Annotated in this window: 20 protein-coding genes; 17 read left to right on the forward strand and 3 right to left on the reverse strand. The window is 54.4% G+C overall.

The features are described 5' to 3' along the window. The 6 genes from ACTH5D_RS07375 to ACTH5D_RS07400 form a co-directional block, all read left to right on the forward strand. Positions 1 to 287, forward strand: a 287-nt coding sequence (locus tag ACTH5D_RS07375) for a RidA family protein (RefSeq protein ID WP_441669752.1), incomplete at its 5' end; no start/stop codon positions are given. Between the two features lie 223 nt (positions 288 to 510). Then, a complete protein-coding gene (locus ACTH5D_RS07380) occupies positions 511 to 909 on the forward strand; it encodes an EamA family transporter (RefSeq protein WP_441669754.1) in 399 nt (132 codons plus the stop codon). A 156-nt stretch (positions 910 to 1,065) separates the two neighbouring features. Continuing rightward, positions 1,066 to 1,494 (forward strand): DUF2231 domain-containing protein, encoded by a 429-nt coding sequence (locus ACTH5D_RS07385; RefSeq protein WP_441669756.1) that lies wholly within the window; start codon positions 1,066 to 1,068, stop codon positions 1,492 to 1,494. Next, a complete protein-coding gene (locus ACTH5D_RS07390) occupies positions 1,491 to 2,795 on the forward strand; it encodes a PQQ-dependent sugar dehydrogenase (RefSeq protein ID WP_441669758.1) in 1,305 nt (434 codons plus the stop codon). The genes ACTH5D_RS07385 and ACTH5D_RS07390 overlap by 4 nt, the downstream gene beginning before the upstream one ends. 116 nt (positions 2,796 to 2,911) lie before the next feature. Beyond that, a complete protein-coding gene (locus tag ACTH5D_RS07395; RefSeq protein ID WP_441669760.1) occupies positions 2,912 to 3,421 on the forward strand; it encodes a hypothetical protein in 510 nt (169 codons plus the stop codon). Between the two features lie 21 nt (positions 3,422 to 3,442). Then, the gene (locus ACTH5D_RS07400; RefSeq protein ID WP_441669762.1) at positions 3,443 to 3,739 is read left to right on the forward strand and encodes a DUF1330 domain-containing protein; all 297 of its coding nucleotides are present in this window, start codon (positions 3,443 to 3,445) and stop codon (positions 3,737 to 3,739) included. A 182-nt stretch (positions 3,740 to 3,921) separates the two neighbouring features. On the opposite strand, the gene ACTH5D_RS07405 is transcribed toward ACTH5D_RS07400, so the two are convergent. Beyond that, a complete protein-coding gene (locus ACTH5D_RS07405; RefSeq protein ID WP_441669764.1) occupies positions 3,922 to 4,605 on the reverse strand; it encodes an IclR family transcriptional regulator in 684 nt (227 codons plus the stop codon). Between the two features lie 168 nt (positions 4,606 to 4,773). On the opposite strand from ACTH5D_RS07405, the gene ACTH5D_RS07410 reads away from it, so the two are divergent. The 7 genes from ACTH5D_RS07410 (at position 4,774) to ACTH5D_RS07440 (ending at position 11,547) form a co-directional block, all read left to right on the forward strand. Then, a complete protein-coding gene (locus ACTH5D_RS07410) occupies positions 4,774 to 5,991 on the forward strand; it encodes a CaiB/BaiF CoA transferase family protein (RefSeq protein WP_441669766.1) in 1,218 nt (405 codons plus the stop codon). Then, a complete protein-coding gene (locus ACTH5D_RS07415; RefSeq protein ID WP_441669768.1) occupies positions 5,988 to 6,824 on the forward strand; it encodes a citryl-CoA lyase in 837 nt (278 codons plus the stop codon). The genes ACTH5D_RS07410 and ACTH5D_RS07415 overlap by 4 nt, the downstream gene beginning before the upstream one ends. Next, positions 6,821 to 7,792 (forward strand): hydroxyacid dehydrogenase, encoded by a 972-nt coding sequence (locus ACTH5D_RS07420; protein ID WP_441669770.1) that lies wholly within the window; start codon positions 6,821 to 6,823, stop codon positions 7,790 to 7,792. The genes ACTH5D_RS07415 and ACTH5D_RS07420 overlap by 4 nt, the downstream gene beginning before the upstream one ends. Continuing rightward, positions 7,789 to 8,490, forward strand: a complete 702-nt coding sequence (locus ACTH5D_RS07425) for an RraA family protein (RefSeq protein ID WP_441669772.1) — start codon at positions 7,789 to 7,791, stop codon at positions 8,488 to 8,490. The genes ACTH5D_RS07420 and ACTH5D_RS07425 overlap by 4 nt, the downstream gene beginning before the upstream one ends. A 74-nt stretch (positions 8,491 to 8,564) precedes the next feature. Then, positions 8,565 to 9,536, forward strand: coding sequence for a Bug family tripartite tricarboxylate transporter substrate binding protein (locus ACTH5D_RS07430; protein WP_441669774.1), 972 nt, complete (start codon positions 8,565 to 8,567; stop codon positions 9,534 to 9,536). A gap of 56 nt (positions 9,537 to 9,592) precedes the next feature. Further along, positions 9,593 to 10,045, forward strand: coding sequence for a tripartite tricarboxylate transporter TctB family protein (locus ACTH5D_RS07435; protein WP_441669776.1), 453 nt, complete (start codon positions 9,593 to 9,595; stop codon positions 10,043 to 10,045). Further along, positions 10,045 to 11,547 (forward strand): tripartite tricarboxylate transporter permease, encoded by a 1,503-nt coding sequence (locus ACTH5D_RS07440; RefSeq protein WP_441669778.1) that lies wholly within the window; start codon positions 10,045 to 10,047, stop codon positions 11,545 to 11,547. The genes ACTH5D_RS07435 and ACTH5D_RS07440 overlap by 1 nt, the downstream gene beginning before the upstream one ends. Positions 11,548 to 11,673: 126 nt before the next feature. Here ACTH5D_RS07440 and ACTH5D_RS07445 read toward each other — a convergent pair whose 3' ends face one another. Beyond that, entirely contained in the window at positions 11,674 to 12,873 is a 1,200-nt protein-coding gene (locus ACTH5D_RS07445; protein ID WP_441669780.1) for a Bcr/CflA family efflux MFS transporter, read from the reverse strand. Positions 12,874 to 13,321: 448 nt separating this feature from the next. After that, positions 13,322 to 14,131: a sulfite exporter TauE/SafE family protein gene (locus ACTH5D_RS07450; protein WP_441669782.1), complete on the reverse strand. Its 810-nt coding sequence runs from the start codon at positions 14,129 to 14,131 to the stop codon at positions 13,322 to 13,324. Positions 14,132 to 14,238: 107 nt separating this feature from the next. Here ACTH5D_RS07450 and ACTH5D_RS07455 point away from each other — a divergent pair, with 107 nt between their 5' ends. The 4 genes from ACTH5D_RS07455 (at position 14,239) to ACTH5D_RS07470 (ending at position 16,245) form a co-directional block, all read left to right on the forward strand. Continuing rightward, the gene (locus ACTH5D_RS07455; protein ID WP_441669784.1) at positions 14,239 to 15,024 is read left to right on the forward strand and encodes an AraC family transcriptional regulator; all 786 of its coding nucleotides are present in this window, start codon (positions 14,239 to 14,241) and stop codon (positions 15,022 to 15,024) included. 264 nt (positions 15,025 to 15,288) lie between these two features. After that, on the forward strand, positions 15,289 to 15,876 hold the full coding sequence (locus ACTH5D_RS07460) for an AraC family transcriptional regulator (RefSeq protein ID WP_441669786.1): 588 nt from the start codon (positions 15,289 to 15,291) through the stop codon (positions 15,874 to 15,876). Beyond that, a complete protein-coding gene (locus ACTH5D_RS07465; RefSeq protein ID WP_441669788.1) occupies positions 15,877 to 16,023 on the forward strand; it encodes a hypothetical protein in 147 nt (48 codons plus the stop codon). Positions 16,024 to 16,068: 45 nt separating this feature from the next. Further along, a complete protein-coding gene (locus ACTH5D_RS07470; RefSeq protein WP_441669790.1) occupies positions 16,069 to 16,245 on the forward strand; it encodes a helix-turn-helix domain-containing protein in 177 nt (58 codons plus the stop codon). The last annotated feature ends 7 nt before the right edge of the window (positions 16,246 to 16,252 follow it).

The raw sequence follows: 16,252 nt of genomic DNA on the forward strand, positions 1-16,252 counted from the left end.
AGGTCGGCAGCCGTGAAGACGGCTCGCCCGAGCCGGACTTTGCCACTCAGGTACAGCTCGCTTTCGATAACCTACAGGGCATTCTAGAAGCGGCCGGTGCAAGCTTCGAGGATATCGTCGATGTGACGAGCTTCCATACCGACCCCGAAGCTCAGTTTGCCACCTGGCTGGAAGTCAAAGCGCGTGCGTTTCCAGACAAGCCCTACCCAAACTGGACGGCCATTGGCGTGACCTGGCTGGCAGGATTCGACTTTGAAATCAAAGTTATTGCACGACTACCCGATTAATCACGCCGCGCCTATCAAGCCGTGCTGCGGCCTCAAAGGGTCTAAGGGTCGCAAGCGGCGGAAGAGACTTGATATATTTATCCATAATCTGAGCTCATGTATCGCAATTCAAAAGTCGTTTGAAGCATTGATAGCCGCAAGCGCATTCTAGTATAGAACTCATACTCGGAATGCTGTAATAAAGCCTGTTATAACCAGAGAAGATAATATTCCACAAGGAATCATGCTGATTGTGGGGGCGGTTTTTCTGCTCGCGTTAACCGACGCGTTAGTTAAGTATCTCAGTGACAGCATGTCGTTATGGCAGCTTTATGTCATCGCATCGCTGCTCTCACTGCCGGTATTAGGAGGGTTGTTGATTGGCCCTTCTGGGCCGAGACCCCGCATTAAATCACTGCGGTGGGTCGCGATCAGAAGCCTGCTTTTGCTGTTTATGTGGATTGCTTATTACGCCGCGCTACCGCTTATTCCACTGTCGGTAGCAGCTGCCGCTATTTATACCACGCTCTTATTTATTGCCGTGCTGGCTATCTTTAGTGCAGGCGAGCGCCTGTCATGGCAGGCCTGGGTGGGAATAGGCATGATATTAACGGCAGGTGTGGTAGTGCTGCGCCAGCAGTAAACTTGAAGGCACGGCATTGCTTCAACCTTGGGCAAGACGCGCCACGTCAACTATACTGCGCACTAACGAATATGATGTCGTTCACTGATGTGTTTTGGCACGAACAGCCAACATTTCAGGTCAATCCATTAGCTTGATCAGCATAAGGAGATTGCCGTGATAGCCACCGCCGACCGCACTTATCGACGCGGGTTACATCCGCTTCATGCCGTACTGCTTGCCGGGATGATTCCCCTTTTTCTGGGCGCCGCGCTGAGCGATTACGCCTACTCATCGAGCTTCCATATACAGTGGAGCATCTTTTCTTCCTGGCTTATTGCAGGAGGGCTCGTTTTCAACGGCTTTGCGTTGCTCGCCGCTCTTATTGGCCTGTTCAGTGCTGACGGACGTCGTGGCCTTTCGCTGATTTACGCTGCCCTGTTGCTGGTCACGTGGTTCGTTGGCTTCATTAACGCGCTGGTTCATGCACGCGATGCCTGGGCCATGATGCCCACCGGCCTAACTCTTTCGATCGTTGTTACCGTGTTAGCCTGCGCGGCGACTTGGGTCGGTTTTTCACGCCTCCGCGCCGAGGGTAAGCCATGAAAGTGTCTAATCTCGTTTATGTCAGCACTCTCTCGGTATTGCTGGGAGCGAGCGGCAGCAGCGTCGCTCAATCGGAACAGCCGTATGGCGCTAACCCGACGCTACCCGAGCCGCAGCGCGGGCTGTTGCCCAGCATGACCGTGCCTGAACAAGCAGAATGGGGCGATCAGCAGCCCATCGTACCCGAAGGCTATTCGATCACGGCGATCGCCACCGACCTAAAAGTACCGCGCCAGACTATCGTGCTACCTAATGGCGACATTCTGGTGGCAGAAGGCAAAGGCGGCGGTGAAGCACCAAAATCAAGGCCGAAGGATTTCATCGCTGGTTTAATTCAGGCACGCGGGACCACCTCGGTTGAGAGCGGTAATCGGCTAACGCTGCTGCGTGACGCTGACGGTGACGGCACCTATGAAGAGCAAACGGTGTTTGCCGAGAATCTCAATGCGCCTTACGGGCTAGCATTGGTGGATGACAATCTTTACGTCGCCAACCAAGATGCGCTAGTCCGTTTCGACTATGAGGAAGGCCAGACCGAAGCCAGCGGCCCGCCAGACGTAGTGACGCTGCTTCCGTCGGCAATTAATCACCACTGGACCAAATCACTGACCGCCAGCGCTAACGGGCGCTTTCTTTATGTTGGTATTGGCTCCAATAGCAATATCACCGAGCGAGGCATGGAAGCCGAGGTCGACCGCGCTGAAATCTGGGAAATTAACGCGCAAACCGGCGCTCACCGCGCTTACGCTACCGGCGTGCGCAACCCCACGGCGCTGACCATTCAGCCAGAGACCAATCAGCTTTGGGCAGTGGCGAACGAGCGCGATGAACTCGGCCCGGATCTAGTGCCTGACTATCTCACCTCCATTCAAGAAGGCGGCTTCTATGGCTGGCCTTACAGCTATTGGGGGCAGAACGTCGATACACGCGTTCAGCCGCAAGACCCCGACAAAGTGGCATCCGCGATTGCGCCGGACTACAGCCTTGGCTCGCACAGAGCACCACTTGGCGTTACTTTCTCAACGCCTGAAATGGGTGATGAGTTCGCTGAGGGCGCATTTGTCGGCGAACACGGCAGCTGGAACAGCTCAGATCCGGTTGGCTACAAGGTAGTCTTTGTACCCTTCAGTGACGGCAGTCCTTCCGGCGACCCGATTGATTTCGTTTTCGGCTTTCTCACTGAAGATGGCCAAACCCGCGGTAGGCCGGTGGGTGTCACCATTGACCCTGCGGGCGCCCTTATTATCGCTGATGACCTAACGAATGCCATTTGGCGCGTGACGTACGACGGTAATGAGTAACGCTATTCTCTAGCGGGATGAATAAGGCGGCAGCTGGAATGGCTGCTGCTTTTCCCGATGGAAAAAATCGCAGTAACGGATGATCATCCACGCTGTTTCTTTACAGAGGGCCTTATATGATCGAATCATTAAAAGAGCTCGAAAAAGTTAAAAAATCCTGTTACTCAATGGTAACGAAGAGCTCAACACTTTCAGCGGGCGCTGCCGTCATTCCCATTCCGGGCCTGGATTTGGGGTCGGACGTGACCCTGCTGTTAAGACTCATTCCGAAGATTAATGATAAATTTGGTTTAACGCCTGAGCAGATCGAAAACTTGGATACAGAGTCCAAGATAATGGTAATGACGGCGATCTCCAATGTAGGCAGCAAGATGGCAGGGAAGTACATCACGAAACAACTGGTTATATCGCTGCTTCAAAAGATGGGTGTCAAGATGGTCGCCAAAGGGACGACCAAGTTCGTACCTTTCATCGGCAGCGCTGTGGCTGGCGGTATTAGCTTCACATCCATGAAGTACATAGGCAACCGCCATATCGAAGATTGCTACCAAATTGCTTTGGCAACGCTAGAAGAAAAGCGGCTAGAGCAAGAAATCGTGATCGAGCCTGACCCCGAGCAGCACTAACCGCTATGTAAGGATAATGTAATGCCCGCTTATGTCGTACTCACCCGAGAGCACACTCACGACGCCCAGGAAATGGAGCAATACGCCACAAAGGCCAAAGCGGCGCGCGAAGGCCACGCCCCGCAACCGCTCGCCTTCTACGGCGACGTTGAAGTAATGGAAGGCAGCTCAATGGAAGGCGCCGTGATTCTGCGCTTTTCCGATATGGCCGCCGCCCGCGCCTGGTACCAAAGCCCCGCCTACCAGGAAGCACGCAAGCACCGTTTCCAAAGGGCTGATTATCGCGTATTTATTGTTGAGGGGGTTGAAGAGGCCTAAAGCCTTTTGGCAATAACGCTTAGTAACAGGAAGGGCCATTCGTGGTTTAACGAATGGCCCTTCCTGTTACTAACGTTACTATTTTCTTTACTTTCTACCCAAAAAATTTCGCTTCAAACGATAGCCTGAATATCTTTTTGTCTATCACAGCAAGAAGCCAAAGAGCAGGCCCCCTTCACTATCTAAGGCATGGTCTCACGCAAGGCGTCACAGCTCGCTTGGAGTAGTGCGACTGTTGCTTCGACTTTTTCATCGGTTAGCCGGGTGATTAATGCAGAAACGGATATTGCGCCGCGCATCACTCCATGTCGGTCGAGTGCCGGCAGTGCTATGGCAGCAACATCCGGGTCTCGCTCGCCCTTCGAGAAGGCATAGCCTTTGGTACGAATATCGTCATAGAACGCGCCTTCTTCCCCACTAAACGCTAAAAGAACGCGGCCTGTCGCACCCCGGTCGATAGGTAGTAGCGCGCCTTCATCCAGATGATGCCGAGCAGGCTTTGGCGAGTTAAGCCGATAAAGGCACATGCGCTGGCTACCCAAGCGGATAAAGAACGATGCCGTTTCCTGAGTTTGCTCTACCAGGTGAGCCAGCTGTGGGCGAATCAGCTCACCCATATCGCCGGTATGGCGGAATAGATTCCCTAGCCGCCACAGGCTGGGTCCTAAAGCATAGGTGCCATCGCCTTCACGCACGATATAGCCAAAGCGCTCCAAAGATCCTATCAGCCGAAGAATAGTGCTTTTATACAGCCCGGTACGCTCCGCTAACGTAACGAGCGATAGCGATCTCTCCTGATCCGTAAACGCTTCCAGGATCGTTAAAGCACGCTCAACAGCTTCTACTCGATTTTGCTTTTGGACCAAGCTACACCTCCATTCGCATTTAGTTCTACCTGACAGAACACATAAATTTTAAAATAGAACATATTTGACATGCAAAAAACGTTCTGCCATAAAGAACACCATTATGCCTGATAGAACAAAAAGGAACCATTATGGTGTTTATCAACGTTACAGCTTCCGGCAATCTCCATGTCTGAATTGTTAAAAATAATTCGGGTACTGGATCTAACCAATGTACTTGCTGGTCCTTACTGCTGCTATCAGCTAGCTCAGCAAGGTGCCGATGTCATCAAAGTTGAGCAGCCCGGCAGTGGAGATTTGGCCCGCCAGTTAGGAGCCGACCCCGAACTAAATGCCCAGCTAATGGGCGTTTCATTTCTCGCCCAAAATGCGGGCAAACGCTCCATTGAGCTCAATCTAAAGTCCGATCAAGGCAAGCAGGCTTTTCGCAAGCTGGTGCAAACCGCCGATGTACTAGTCGAAAACTTTCGCCCTGGCGTAATGGACCGGCTTGGTCTTGGTTATGAGAGCCTTCAAGCACTTAATCCACGCCTGATCTACTGTGCTATTTCAGGGTTTGGACAAACCGGCCCGCTGGCAAAGAACCCTGCTTACGATCAGATCATCCAGGGTCTTTCCGGCGTAATGAGTGTGACAGGCGATGAAACGTCTGCACCGCTGCGCGTTGGCTATCCCGTTTGCGACACTATCGGTGGTATGACCGCAGCCTTCGCCATTTCCAGCGCTCTGGTCGGGCGGCATACAACCGGGCACGGCGAGGTTATTGATGTATCCATGCTGGAATCCATGATGGGCACCATGGGTTGGGTGGTGTCCAACTGGCTGACGTGCGGCATCGAGCCACTGCCTATGGGAAACCAAAATACAACGGCGGCCCCATCCGGCACTTTCCGCACTGGTGATGGTTTGTTGAATATCGCTGCCAATAAGCAGGAACAGTTCGAGATTCTGTGCCAGTTGATAGAGCGCATGGATTTGGTATCCGATCCACGGTTTCAATTGCGCGAAGAGCGCAAGCGTCATCGTAACGCTCTAACCACCGAGCTGGAAACCGCCTTACAAACCGCCTCTGCCGAGCAGTGGGCAACACGCATGAATGCCCATGGCATACCCGCAGGAGAAGTGCTCACCGTTCCCCAGGCGCTTCGCCACCCCCAAGTAAAAGAACGCGAATTAACACGTACTTTCCCAAATATTATCGGCCAGACGAACCTTTCAGTCGTGCGCTCAGGTTTTCGCCTGGGCAGCGGCGACCCTGAACCCAAAACCCCGCCTCCCACATTGGGGCAGGACACCGATGCGATTCTTGCAGAGCTCGGCTATGACGCTGCCGCACGCGCCGCCTTCACTCATCCAGACATAACAACCAAAGAGACGGAAAAATGAATGAAGAGAACCGCCGTACCGCCGGGGAAGACTGGTGGTCTACCGACATCATAGAAATGTCCCCCGGTATAATTCGCTACCACGGCTACGCCATTGAGGATCTGATTGGCAAGGTCGGCTTCCCGGAAATGATCTGGTTGATGCTACGCGGCGATCTACCCAGTGCAGCCCAGGCGTCTCTGTTAAGCACGGTACTGATGAGCGCCATTGACCACGGCCCGCAAGCGCCGTCTATTGCCATTGCGCGCATTGCATCCACCTGTGGAGTAGGCATCAACAACGCCATGGCTTCTGCAGCCAACGTGCTAGGCGATGTACATGGTGGTGCGGGCGAGCAGTGCGTGGCGCTATACAACGCTATCCAGGCACGCTGTGAAGCTGGTGATGATATTACCTCTGCCACCCATACCGAGCTTGCCAAGCTTAAAGAACGTGGCGTGCGCTATATCCCAGGATTCGGACATCGCTTCCATCCCAAAGACCCGCGTGCTCCGAAATTGATGGAGATTCTACGCGCCACTGCCGACAACAGCATCAATACGCATTTTGCCGATATTGCAGAAGAAGTTGAGCGCCAGATATCCCAAGGCCGCAGCCGTGTAATTCCCATGAATGTAGATGGCGCAACCGGCGCTATTTATGCGGCACTGGGGTTTCCACCAGCGCTATGCCGTGGCCTGTTTGTGCTATCTCGCTCGGTAGGCATCATGAGCCATGCCTGGGAACAGATGCAGCGACCCGAGCGCAATAAAGGCCCACTCCCCCGTACTGAAACCTGGACCTATACCGGCCATGCTCCCCGTAGTGTTGAACAGGAGGGCGGCCAGCCATGAGTTATACAATTCTGGTGACGGCTCCACGCCTGGCTGACGAAGGCCGTGAAGTGCTAGAACGAGCAGGTTGCCGCCTGCTATTCATCCCCAAAGGGGAAGAAGATAGCCTGAGTAAGGTAATGGCCAGCCAGCCTATCGACGCCGTCATCGCACGCACGCTCACACTGAACAAAGCAGCCATTGCATCCTGCCAAGGGCTACGCACGATATCCCGTCACGGCGTAGGCCATGATGCAGTAGATATTCAAGCAGCGGCTGAACTGGGCATTCCTGTAACAGTCGTCAGTGATACCAATGCGCAGTCGGTCGCTGAGTTAGCCATTGGCCTGATGATCACCGCGGCGCGTAATGTCTCGGATCTGGGCCAACGTATCAGTGCCGGAGAATGGCCGAGACAAACTCCTGGCTTACAGCTTTCAGGACGCGTGCTGGGACTGGTGGGTTGCGGCACCATCGCCCGCCATGTCGCCCGAATGGCCAATGCCATTGGTATGCGCGTCATCGCCTATGACCCCGATCTTGAAGCCATGCCAGACGGTATTTTTAAGGCGGCTAGCCTAGACGACCTGCTAACAAGTAGCGATGTGCTCTCTCTGCACTGCCCTCTGCTGCCCTCTACCCAAAACCTAATTGATGCCGCAGCACTCGCGAAGCTCCACTCGGGTGCCATTGTGATCAATACCGCACGCGGTGGGCTAATTGATGAGAATGCCCTGGCCGACGCCATCATGGCTGGCCGTCTAAAGGGCGCGGGACTGGACACCTTGAACATTGAGCCTCCTCCCGAAAACCATCCTCTTCTGCGCTTACCCCAAGTGGTACTCACTCCGCATGTAGGCGGCAATAGCGATGCAGCGCTAGCACTGACTGCCCGTGCCGCTGCCGAAAATGCCTTGGCACTGCTGGCAGGGCATCCCCCTGCGCATGGACGCATCGTCAACGAACACTTACTGGAGATAACTCAATGAGCACGACTCTTGATGGCGGAACATGGCCTGCTGGCTTTGCTGTTCAACCACGTCAAACCACGCTAACGCAAAAGCTGCTGACCGCCTTTAAGCAAGTGCCAGTCGCTCATGCAGGCGATGTAATGGGTCGCCATACGGGTGCAGTAGGCCTTCACGCTTATCACAACGACCTTGGGCTCACCATGTGTGGTACAGCTATTACGGTGCGTACCCGCCCAGGTGACAATCTCATGGTGCACGTCGCCATACAGCGCGCCCAACCAGGTGACATTATCGTTATCGACGGGGGCGGCGATCTTTCCACCGCGGTGATCGGGGGCCTGATGCGCACAACAGCAATTGCCCGCCAACTGGGTGGCATCGTGATTGATGGCGCGCTACGCGATGTCGCTGAATGGGCCGAAGGCGTCCTACCCGTTTACGCCCGCGGCCATGTTCACCGTGGCCCCAGCAAGGACGGCCCTGGCCAGATAAATACGCCCATTTCATGTGCTGGCATGACAGTGATGCCTGGCGACTTAATTCTGGGTGACGCTGACGGCGTTATCGCTATCCCCGCTAGTGAAGCCGAGGCGCTTTTAAGCCTGTGTCAGTCCCAGGCAGAGCAAGAAGCGCGCATACGTGCGCAGAATGAAACCGGCAAGATCGACCGCGAGCGCTTCGATTCCATCCTGCGTAAGAAAGGCTGTCCGCTTTAGCTACTACGTCAGCATACAACGTTACTTCAGCACACAACAATAAGCCGTACGACAACATAAATAAGGAACACGCTATGAAAAACAACGCCTTAAAATCTATCGCCTGCGCTGCATTGCTTATTCTTCCGGCTATAGGAATGGCCCAATCCTATCCCAAAGGATCCATCGACTTCATTGTGCCCTTCTCCGCCGGTGGAGGTACGGATTTTGCCTCACGCATACTGACAGAGAAACTCTCTGAACAGCAAGGGTGGAACTTTGTTATCGAGAACCGCGGCGGAGCGGGCGGCAACATCGGCCTTTCGCAACTCGCGCGTGCTAAAAATGATGGGCAGGTGATGGGCATGGGGCAAACGTCTAACATGGCGATTAACCCCACGCTGTACGCCAGCATTCCCTACGACTCATTAAATGATTTTACGCCTATTGCGCTAGTTAGCTCACAACCCATGGTACTGGCCGTTAACCAGAACTCGGCCTACGAGCATTTTGAATCGTTAGTCGCCGCCGCCAGAGAAAACCCAGGCAAAGTGTCCATGAGTACACCCGGCTCTGGCACGGTAAGTCACCTATCAATGGAAGTATTTAGCGACCAAGCAGACGTAAAGTTCATGCATATACCCTACCCTGGTGCGGCCCAAGCGGTAACGGACGCCATCGGCGGGCATGTGGACTTTGTTACTGCCAGCCTTCCCAGTTTATTGTCGCATATCCGGTCAGGCTCATTAAAAGCGTTAGCGGTTACCTCGGCTGAACGCAACGCGGCGATCCCTGATGTGCCTACAATAGCCGAGTTAGGCTATGAAGGTTTTGAAGCCTCCGACTGGAAAGCAGTGGTCGGCCCCGCAGGTCTTCCCGACGATGTAGTCGCAACCTTTAACGCTGCTATCAATCAGGCCCTTCAGGATGAGCGCCTGATCGAAACGATAGAAAACGAGGGCAGCACGGTGGAAGGTGGCTCTGCCGACGAGCTTGCGGCTTACTTGCAGGCCGAGCATGAGCGTTGGGCTGAAGCCGTCAGCACCTCAGGCGTGACAGTGGAGTGATCATTTAAGGCCGAGCATTGATTTATTTGCTCGGCCTTATGATGGGAGACATCATTATGCTAAATCGCGATATCGTTGACATTATTACGGGAATGGCACTGGCAGCCCTTGGCCTTATCATTGCCGCCTATGCTTCTACGCATTATAACCTGGGGACACTTCAGCGCATGGGGCCTGGTATGGTTCCTATGGGCATAGGGTTGATTACTGCTCTACTGGGAATAATGCTTTCCATTGGAGGTGCATCGCGCCCGCGTTTTCCGATGCCTAGCATTGAATGGCGCCCGCTAGGCGCTATCCTCGGCGGAGTTTTGGTCTTCTCTCTCGCAGTACCACGGGTTGGCTTAGTGCCTGCCATTTTCCTGTTAACACTGATCACTTCGCTTGCCGATAAGCAGTTGCGAATTAAGACGGTTTTGGCACTCATCGCCTTTCTCACTCTTGTGGCCATTTTGATCTTCCGCTTGGCATTGGGCATGAACATACCGATCTTCAGGTGGGCATTCTAATGGACTTTTTTGGCAATCTTTCGCTTGGTTTGCACACCGCACTTTCACTCAGCAATCTGTTTTACTGCTTTGTTGGCGTGTTTTTAGGGACATTACTTGGCGTTATCCCGGGCATTGGCGTTTTAGCCGCCATTTCCATGCTGTTTCCCATAACGTTTCATATGGAAGCGACATCAGCACTCATAATGCTGGCGGGAATATGGTACGGCACGAGTTACGGTGGCAGCACGGCGTCTATCCTGCTTAACGTGCCAGGCACGCCTGCCAATGCGGTGGTCTGTTTGGATGGCTACCCTATGGCGCAAAAAGGCCGTGGTGCCGTTGCCCTCTTTATGACTACAGTGGCCTCTTTCGTTGGCGGCTCCATCGGCATCGTCATCCTGACGCTATTCGCACCGGTGATAGCACAATATGCACTGAACATGGGCCCCGCGGAGTACTTCTCATTAATGCTGCTTGGGCTGATTGCGGCGACCGGTATTGCTGATGGCTCGGCAGTCAAAGGGTTCGTCATGGTCCTGCTAGGTATTTTCCTGGGTAGTATCGGTACCGACGTTTACACAGGCACACAACGCTTTGCTTTTGGCATCCCAGAACTCGGTGACGGCATTAGCCTTGTAGCGCTTGCCATGGGAGTGTTTGGGGTCGCGGAACTCATTATTAGTGTTGGCAGTGTTAAGGCAAACCGCTTTAAATCGTCTGACCTGACGCTACGCGCCATGAAACCTACACGGGATGACATGCAACGTTCGTGGCTCCCGATGTTGCGTGGCTCAAGCATTGGCTCATTCTTTGGCGCCTTACCGGGAACAGGCCCGTCACTAGCCGCGTTTATCGCTTATGCGGTGGAAAAGCGCTCATCCAAAGATCCAAGCCGATTTGGTAAAGGGACAATTGAAGGCATCATGGCTCCAGAATCCGCCAATAACGCAGCTGACCAAACCTCGTTCATCCCTACTCTAGCATTGGGTATACCCGGCAGCCCGACAATGGCATTAATGTTAGGAGCGCTCATCATCCATGGCGTTACGCCAGGCCCCGGCTTGATGACAGAGGAGCCCAGCCTTTTTTGGGGACTCGTCATGAGCTTCTGGATCGGCAATATTATGCTGGTCATTCTTAACGTCCCCCTGATTGGAGTATGGGTGCGCCTGCTTTCCGTTCCTTATCATCTGCTGTTTCCAGTCGTATTGATGTTCATTTGTCTGGGCACCTACAGCGTCAATAACAGTGCCTTTGATGTGCTACTGGTGATGATCTTCGGTGCCCTGGGCGTTTTAATGCGCAAACTGGCTTTCCCTGCAGCGCCCCTCATTTTGGGTTTTGTACTAGGGCCGATGATGGAGGACAACTTCCGCCGCGCCATGCTGCTCTCATCGGGTGATTTTGCGACCTTCATTAATAGGCCTATTAGCGCAACCATCCTCTCCATTGCTGCCTTTATCATGCTATGGAGCTTTTTTTCCACGCTTAAAGCACGCCGCGCGCTTACTCAAGGCTAAAAAATTACCGCGTGTTTATTGTTGATGGTATTGAAGAAGCGTAAAGAGCAAACACCCCGCCTTTAAAAGCGGGGTGTTTGCATTTGCAGCCTTAATGGCCAAACACGTGAGGGCTTGCCGTCTGATCTAGGGCGCCTCGACAGCGGCACGCCCTTTAATGATTGAACGGGCAAGCATCAGATACGCCACCAAGCCACAGGCGGCCATGGCTAGAATGACCGCTTCAAGCGAATGCGGCAACATGGCGGACAACGCGCTCAACAACCCGGCGACACCAAACTGGGCGGCCCCCAGAAGCGCGGCGGCTGTTCCACCACTGGTGGGAAAGTACTCCAAAAAGCAGGCCTGAATATTCGGCGAGATCGCCCCTATCGAGCCGATGGTCAGCATCATGGCGGCCAGGAAAGCGTACATTGACCAGTCCATGAAGGCAGCCATCAGCAGCAAGAGTATGCCGACCGCCTGACAGCCCGTTGCCAACTGAAGAATGCGCAGCGACGGCAGCCTGGAAAGTAGAGCACGATTGAGAATATTGAAGATAAGCATCGCGACGATGTTAGCCGCAAACAGCATCGAAAAACTTGAGGGCGACTGGCCGAAGTGTCCCTGATAGATAAAAGAAGCGTAAGTAATAAACATCATAAGGGTGGAAAACGATGCGGCTTGCCAGGCAATGAACGGTAGCGCCGGCTTGGTCGACAGCACCAGTTTGTAACGCGCCAACAGGCTCATCTGGGGACTTTTCACTCGAGACACCTTGCCCGGGCCGGTAAACAGCACCCACACCAGCAACGGCACCAGCAGCAACGCGTATACCGCCAAAGCGAAAAATATATAGTGCCAGGAACCTATTGATAGAATCGCGCTGCCCACGCTCGGGGCAATGCCCGGCGCCAACACCATGATAAAGCCCATCATCGAGAACAGTTTCGCGGCGTCTCGGCCCGCCACACGGTCGCGCACCAGTGCCGGTACAGATACCAGAGTAAAACCAGCGCCAAGGGCCTGAACGGCCCGCCCGCCGAGCAGGATGTTCAAGGAATCCGCCATGCCGATGACAATACTCGAAAGCGCAAAAATCGCCAGCCCGCTCATCAGCACCCGCTGTCGCCCGAAGCGGTCGGAAAGCGCTCCGCCGATCAACTGCCCCAACGCCATCGCGAATACATACACGGAAACGCTTAGCGATACCGCCTGCTGAGAAATACCCAGCGATTCCCCGATAACCGGAAAGGCTGGCAGATACGTATCCATTGAAAATGGGCCCAGCATCATGGTCATTGCCAGGCTCAGCACCACAATGAAAGGCGTTTTAGATTGGGTCATAGAAGCTCGCGGCCAAAGGGCGTAATGATAGACAACCCGATCAATGGTGACCAATGCGAATGCCAAACCATCGCCTCGCACCTGCCCAAACAATTAAGTTGCTTCGCCTTCGGTTGAAACCAAGCCTTGATTGGTCAGGGTTCGGCTGAGCAAATTTACTGCCTGCTCAAACTCTATGCCACGCTCGGTTAGGCGGCGTTGGTTTAAGGTGTAACCTTGAACCAAATGGTCTCTTGTTCCAGCGTCACCTCAAGGTGTGCTTGCCCATCTTCGCTAATGAATATCTGTATTTGCCGATCATTCATGAGTGTTGCCTCCCAGGTTTGCATAAAGCACCTTGCATCGCCAAAACAAGCATCTTCAAAACGAGCCACAAAAACTGTTTATTTATACAGCCAAGTATTACCATGGTTCTGTCAACCAAACCTGCCAAGTAAAAGCGGGCGCTTCAGCCTACAACAACCATCAATACCAGCACCATGGTCAGCAATAGCAGGTACACCCTGGCATGAATACGATCAGGAATGTGCCCAATCCAGGTCGACGCCAAGCGGATACCGAACCATGAGCCCACTGCGAGTACCAGCAAGGCGCGCAGATCCACATAACCGGCATACCAGTCCCCCAACGCTGGGTGATTTGCCGACAGCAACACATACGTCGCGGTGCCACTCACCGCCATGGGCAACGACAACGGATTGGCCATGGCGGTGGCTGCCGTCATACTCGCGCCTCTACGGCGCATGAGCGGTACGGTCATCACGCTGCCGCCAACGCCCAGCAAGGCGGCCACCGCACCAATCAATGTCCCCGTCATCGCCGTTACCCCACGCCCCATAGGACGCACATCCCTCCCTGACTGATGCAGAAAACCGGGCCGCAGAACGGCATCCGCAATCGTAATAGCCAGATAGCCGATAAACGCCCAGCGCACCCACTCCCCGCTCAACGACACGGCAGCCGCCGCACCAAGCACAGCGCCCACGGCGATATAGCCCACCAGCGGACGCACCAAGTGCCATTGCACGGTTTGTCTTAGATGGTGGCGCCATGTCGACAGGGAAGCCGCAAACACCATCAACGCCGTCGAGGTGGCCACCGCGATATGCATGGCCGCCGGACCGATACCACTATCGGCCCCATGGACGGAAATCAGCAGAATATACAGCAAGGGAACTACCACAAACCCACCACCGAAACCGAATAACACGGTGGTCACTCCCGCCAACCCGCCACAAAGTAGCAATACGCTGTACACCGGCACTCTCCTGATGAAACCAAACAGCAGGCACTATATGCTGGCGGAAGTTGGCCGACATTCGTCATTCGGACAACTATCAACGCGTTTCAGCCAGGTTCACGCTAATGCTCAATACGCTTCTTTCAGATGTGGATCATGTAGCAAGGCCCGTGGTGGCCATCGGCACTGACTACCGCTCCGGCACCCTCCTCGACTTTCATACCCATCGCCGAGCCCAGTTTCTCTATGGCATGACCGGCGTGATGGAAGTTAATACGGATGACGGCACCTGGATGGTGCCGCCCTATAGCGGCGTCTGGCTGCCGGCGGGCAAGCGGCACCAAGTGCGCATGAACGGGGTGAGCACCCGGAGTCTTTATATCGAGCCCCACGCGGCTCCATGCTTATCTCGAAACTGCGAGGTGCTGGTCGTGACGCCCCTCTTGCATCACTTACTGCTCGCCTCCGCCAGCGTACCCGCTCTCTATGATGAAAACGGCCGCGATGGTGCCCTGGCAAAACTTCTTCTGCACGAGCTTCAGTTGGCTACATCGCTGCCCCTATTTGCGCCCCTACCGCAATACCCCCCACTGGCCACATTGTGCCGAGACTTTCTCGGCCAGCCGAACATTCACAGCCTTCCCGAAAAGTGGGCCCGGCAATTGAATCGCAGTCAGCGCACCTTTAATCGCCTGTTCCGTCAGCAGACCGGACTCTCCTTTGGTGTATGGCGCCAACAAGCTTGCCTGATGGCGGCGATTCCAAGGCTGCTATCCGGCAGCTCCGTTACCCAAACGGCGCTGGAACTTGGCTATGACAGCCCTGCCGCTTTCTCCAGCATGTTTCGCAAGGTGCTCGGCCAATCTCCCACCGCATTCGTTCGGTCGGCTGCTCACCAGCAGGAAGTGTAACAAGCAGGTTGTTCAAGGATGAGCGAGACGGCTCCGAGCCGACGAGAGTGCAAAAGCGCTGCTAGGCTAAAACGGGTCGACATGCGAAATTGGATATATTCAAAGCCATGTTTAAGCGCTAAGCCGCCAGCGAGATTGGGCATGCAGACTTGGAAACAGGCAATGCCTTCTGCATGAATGAGGCAAGGCTTACACACGATCTATGCAGCTCAAGTTTATTTTAGAAAGTAATCATGATTGAGCAAGGCAAGGAAGTGATAACCCATGACTCAGGAACCGGAACAAACACGCAACGCATTGTATAAGCAGGCCCAGCAACAAGAGATCGCGGGGCGCTCCTCAATGAGTAAGGCGGAACTCGCGGCCGCACTTGAGCGCAAAGTTTCCAAGGATGCACATCCCGTAGTGGGCACGCGTGTTAACACCTTTCGCCAGTTGGCCGAGTCAGTGGCTGCCGAGGCGTTCGTTTTGCGGCCGCGAATATTGACCGGCTTTGAACGGCGCCAGCACGTGCACCCAACCCTGCACTACGATCCCGCGATCTATTTTGTGATGTCAGTTGATCTGCCAGCAGCCGGTGTAGTGCGTAGTAGCGAGGCTGGAGCGCCCTACCTGGCCGTGAGCCTATCCTTGGATGCCACTCTACTGGCAGGCCTAATCTCGGAACTGCCTAATACTGGCAACAGTGCCGAATATGAAACAGGTTTTCCCGTGGCAGCGGTGACACCAGAACTACTCGATGCTTGGGTGCGCATGTTGCGCTTGATGAAGCAACCTGCCGACATTCCTGCGCTGGCACCCGCCTACGAGCGCGAGATTCTTTACCGCGTGCTTCAGGGACCAATGGTATAGATGCTGCGCGACATAGCCACGCCAGACACCGCCCTGGCACGGGTGCACCAGGTCATTCAGCGGATTCGTAACGACTATGCGCAGCCCTTAAGAATGGAGGCGCTTGCCAGAGAAGCGGCCATGAGCATCTCGGCGTTTCACCGCTAGTTCAAAGCCGGAACAGCGCTCAGCCCCTTGTAGCACCAGAAGCAGGTGCGGCTACTTCAGGCGCGAACGCTATTGATTTCCGCGGGTAACAGCGTCACAGAGGTAGCTCACGAAGTGGGATACGAAAGCCTCACACAGTTTGGAAGGGAATACGCCCGTGCTTTCGGCCAGCCCCCAGCCAAAGATGCGGCTCGGATTATTGAGCAAATAAAGTCGAGGTAACCTAGCT

This window comes from Halomonas sp., from assembly GCF_052095695.1.
Lineage (GTDB): Bacteria > Pseudomonadota > Gammaproteobacteria > Pseudomonadales > Halomonadaceae > Vreelandella.

Bases quoted from the DNA above. Each gene is read 5' to 3' on its own strand.
- ACTH5D_RS07380 (WP_441669754.1), top strand. From the start codon at position 511: ATGCTGATTGTGGGGGCGGTTTTTCTGCTCGCGTTAACCGACGCGTTA.
- ACTH5D_RS07390 (WP_441669758.1), top strand. From the start codon at position 1,491: ATGAAAGTGTCTAATCTCGTTTATGTCAGCACTCTCTCGGTATTGCTG.
- ACTH5D_RS07395 (WP_441669760.1), top strand. From the start codon at position 2,912: ATGATCGAATCATTAAAAGAGCTCGAAAAAGTTAAAAAATCCTGTTAC.
- ACTH5D_RS07400 (WP_441669762.1), top strand. From the start codon at position 3,443: ATGCCCGCTTATGTCGTACTCACCCGAGAGCACACTCACGACGCCCAG.
- ACTH5D_RS07410 (WP_441669766.1), top strand. From the start codon at position 4,774: ATGTCTGAATTGTTAAAAATAATTCGGGTACTGGATCTAACCAATGTA.
- ACTH5D_RS07415 (WP_441669768.1), top strand. From the start codon at position 5,988: ATGAATGAAGAGAACCGCCGTACCGCCGGGGAAGACTGGTGGTCTACC.
- ACTH5D_RS07420 (WP_441669770.1), top strand. From the start codon at position 6,821: ATGAGTTATACAATTCTGGTGACGGCTCCACGCCTGGCTGACGAAGGC.
- ACTH5D_RS07425 (WP_441669772.1), top strand. From the start codon at position 7,789: ATGAGCACGACTCTTGATGGCGGAACATGGCCTGCTGGCTTTGCTGTT.
- ACTH5D_RS07430 (WP_441669774.1), top strand. From the start codon at position 8,565: ATGAAAAACAACGCCTTAAAATCTATCGCCTGCGCTGCATTGCTTATT.
- ACTH5D_RS07435 (WP_441669776.1), top strand. From the start codon at position 9,593: ATGCTAAATCGCGATATCGTTGACATTATTACGGGAATGGCACTGGCA.
- ACTH5D_RS07440 (WP_441669778.1), top strand. From the start codon at position 10,045: ATGGACTTTTTTGGCAATCTTTCGCTTGGTTTGCACACCGCACTTTCA.
- ACTH5D_RS07445 (WP_441669780.1), bottom strand. From the start codon at position 12,873: ATGACCCAATCTAAAACGCCTTTCATTGTGGTGCTGAGCCTGGCAATG.
- ACTH5D_RS07455 (WP_441669784.1), top strand. From the start codon at position 14,239: ATGCTCAATACGCTTCTTTCAGATGTGGATCATGTAGCAAGGCCCGTG.
- ACTH5D_RS07460 (WP_441669786.1), top strand. From the start codon at position 15,289: ATGACTCAGGAACCGGAACAAACACGCAACGCATTGTATAAGCAGGCC.
- ACTH5D_RS07465 (WP_441669788.1), top strand. From the start codon at position 15,877: ATGCTGCGCGACATAGCCACGCCAGACACCGCCCTGGCACGGGTGCAC.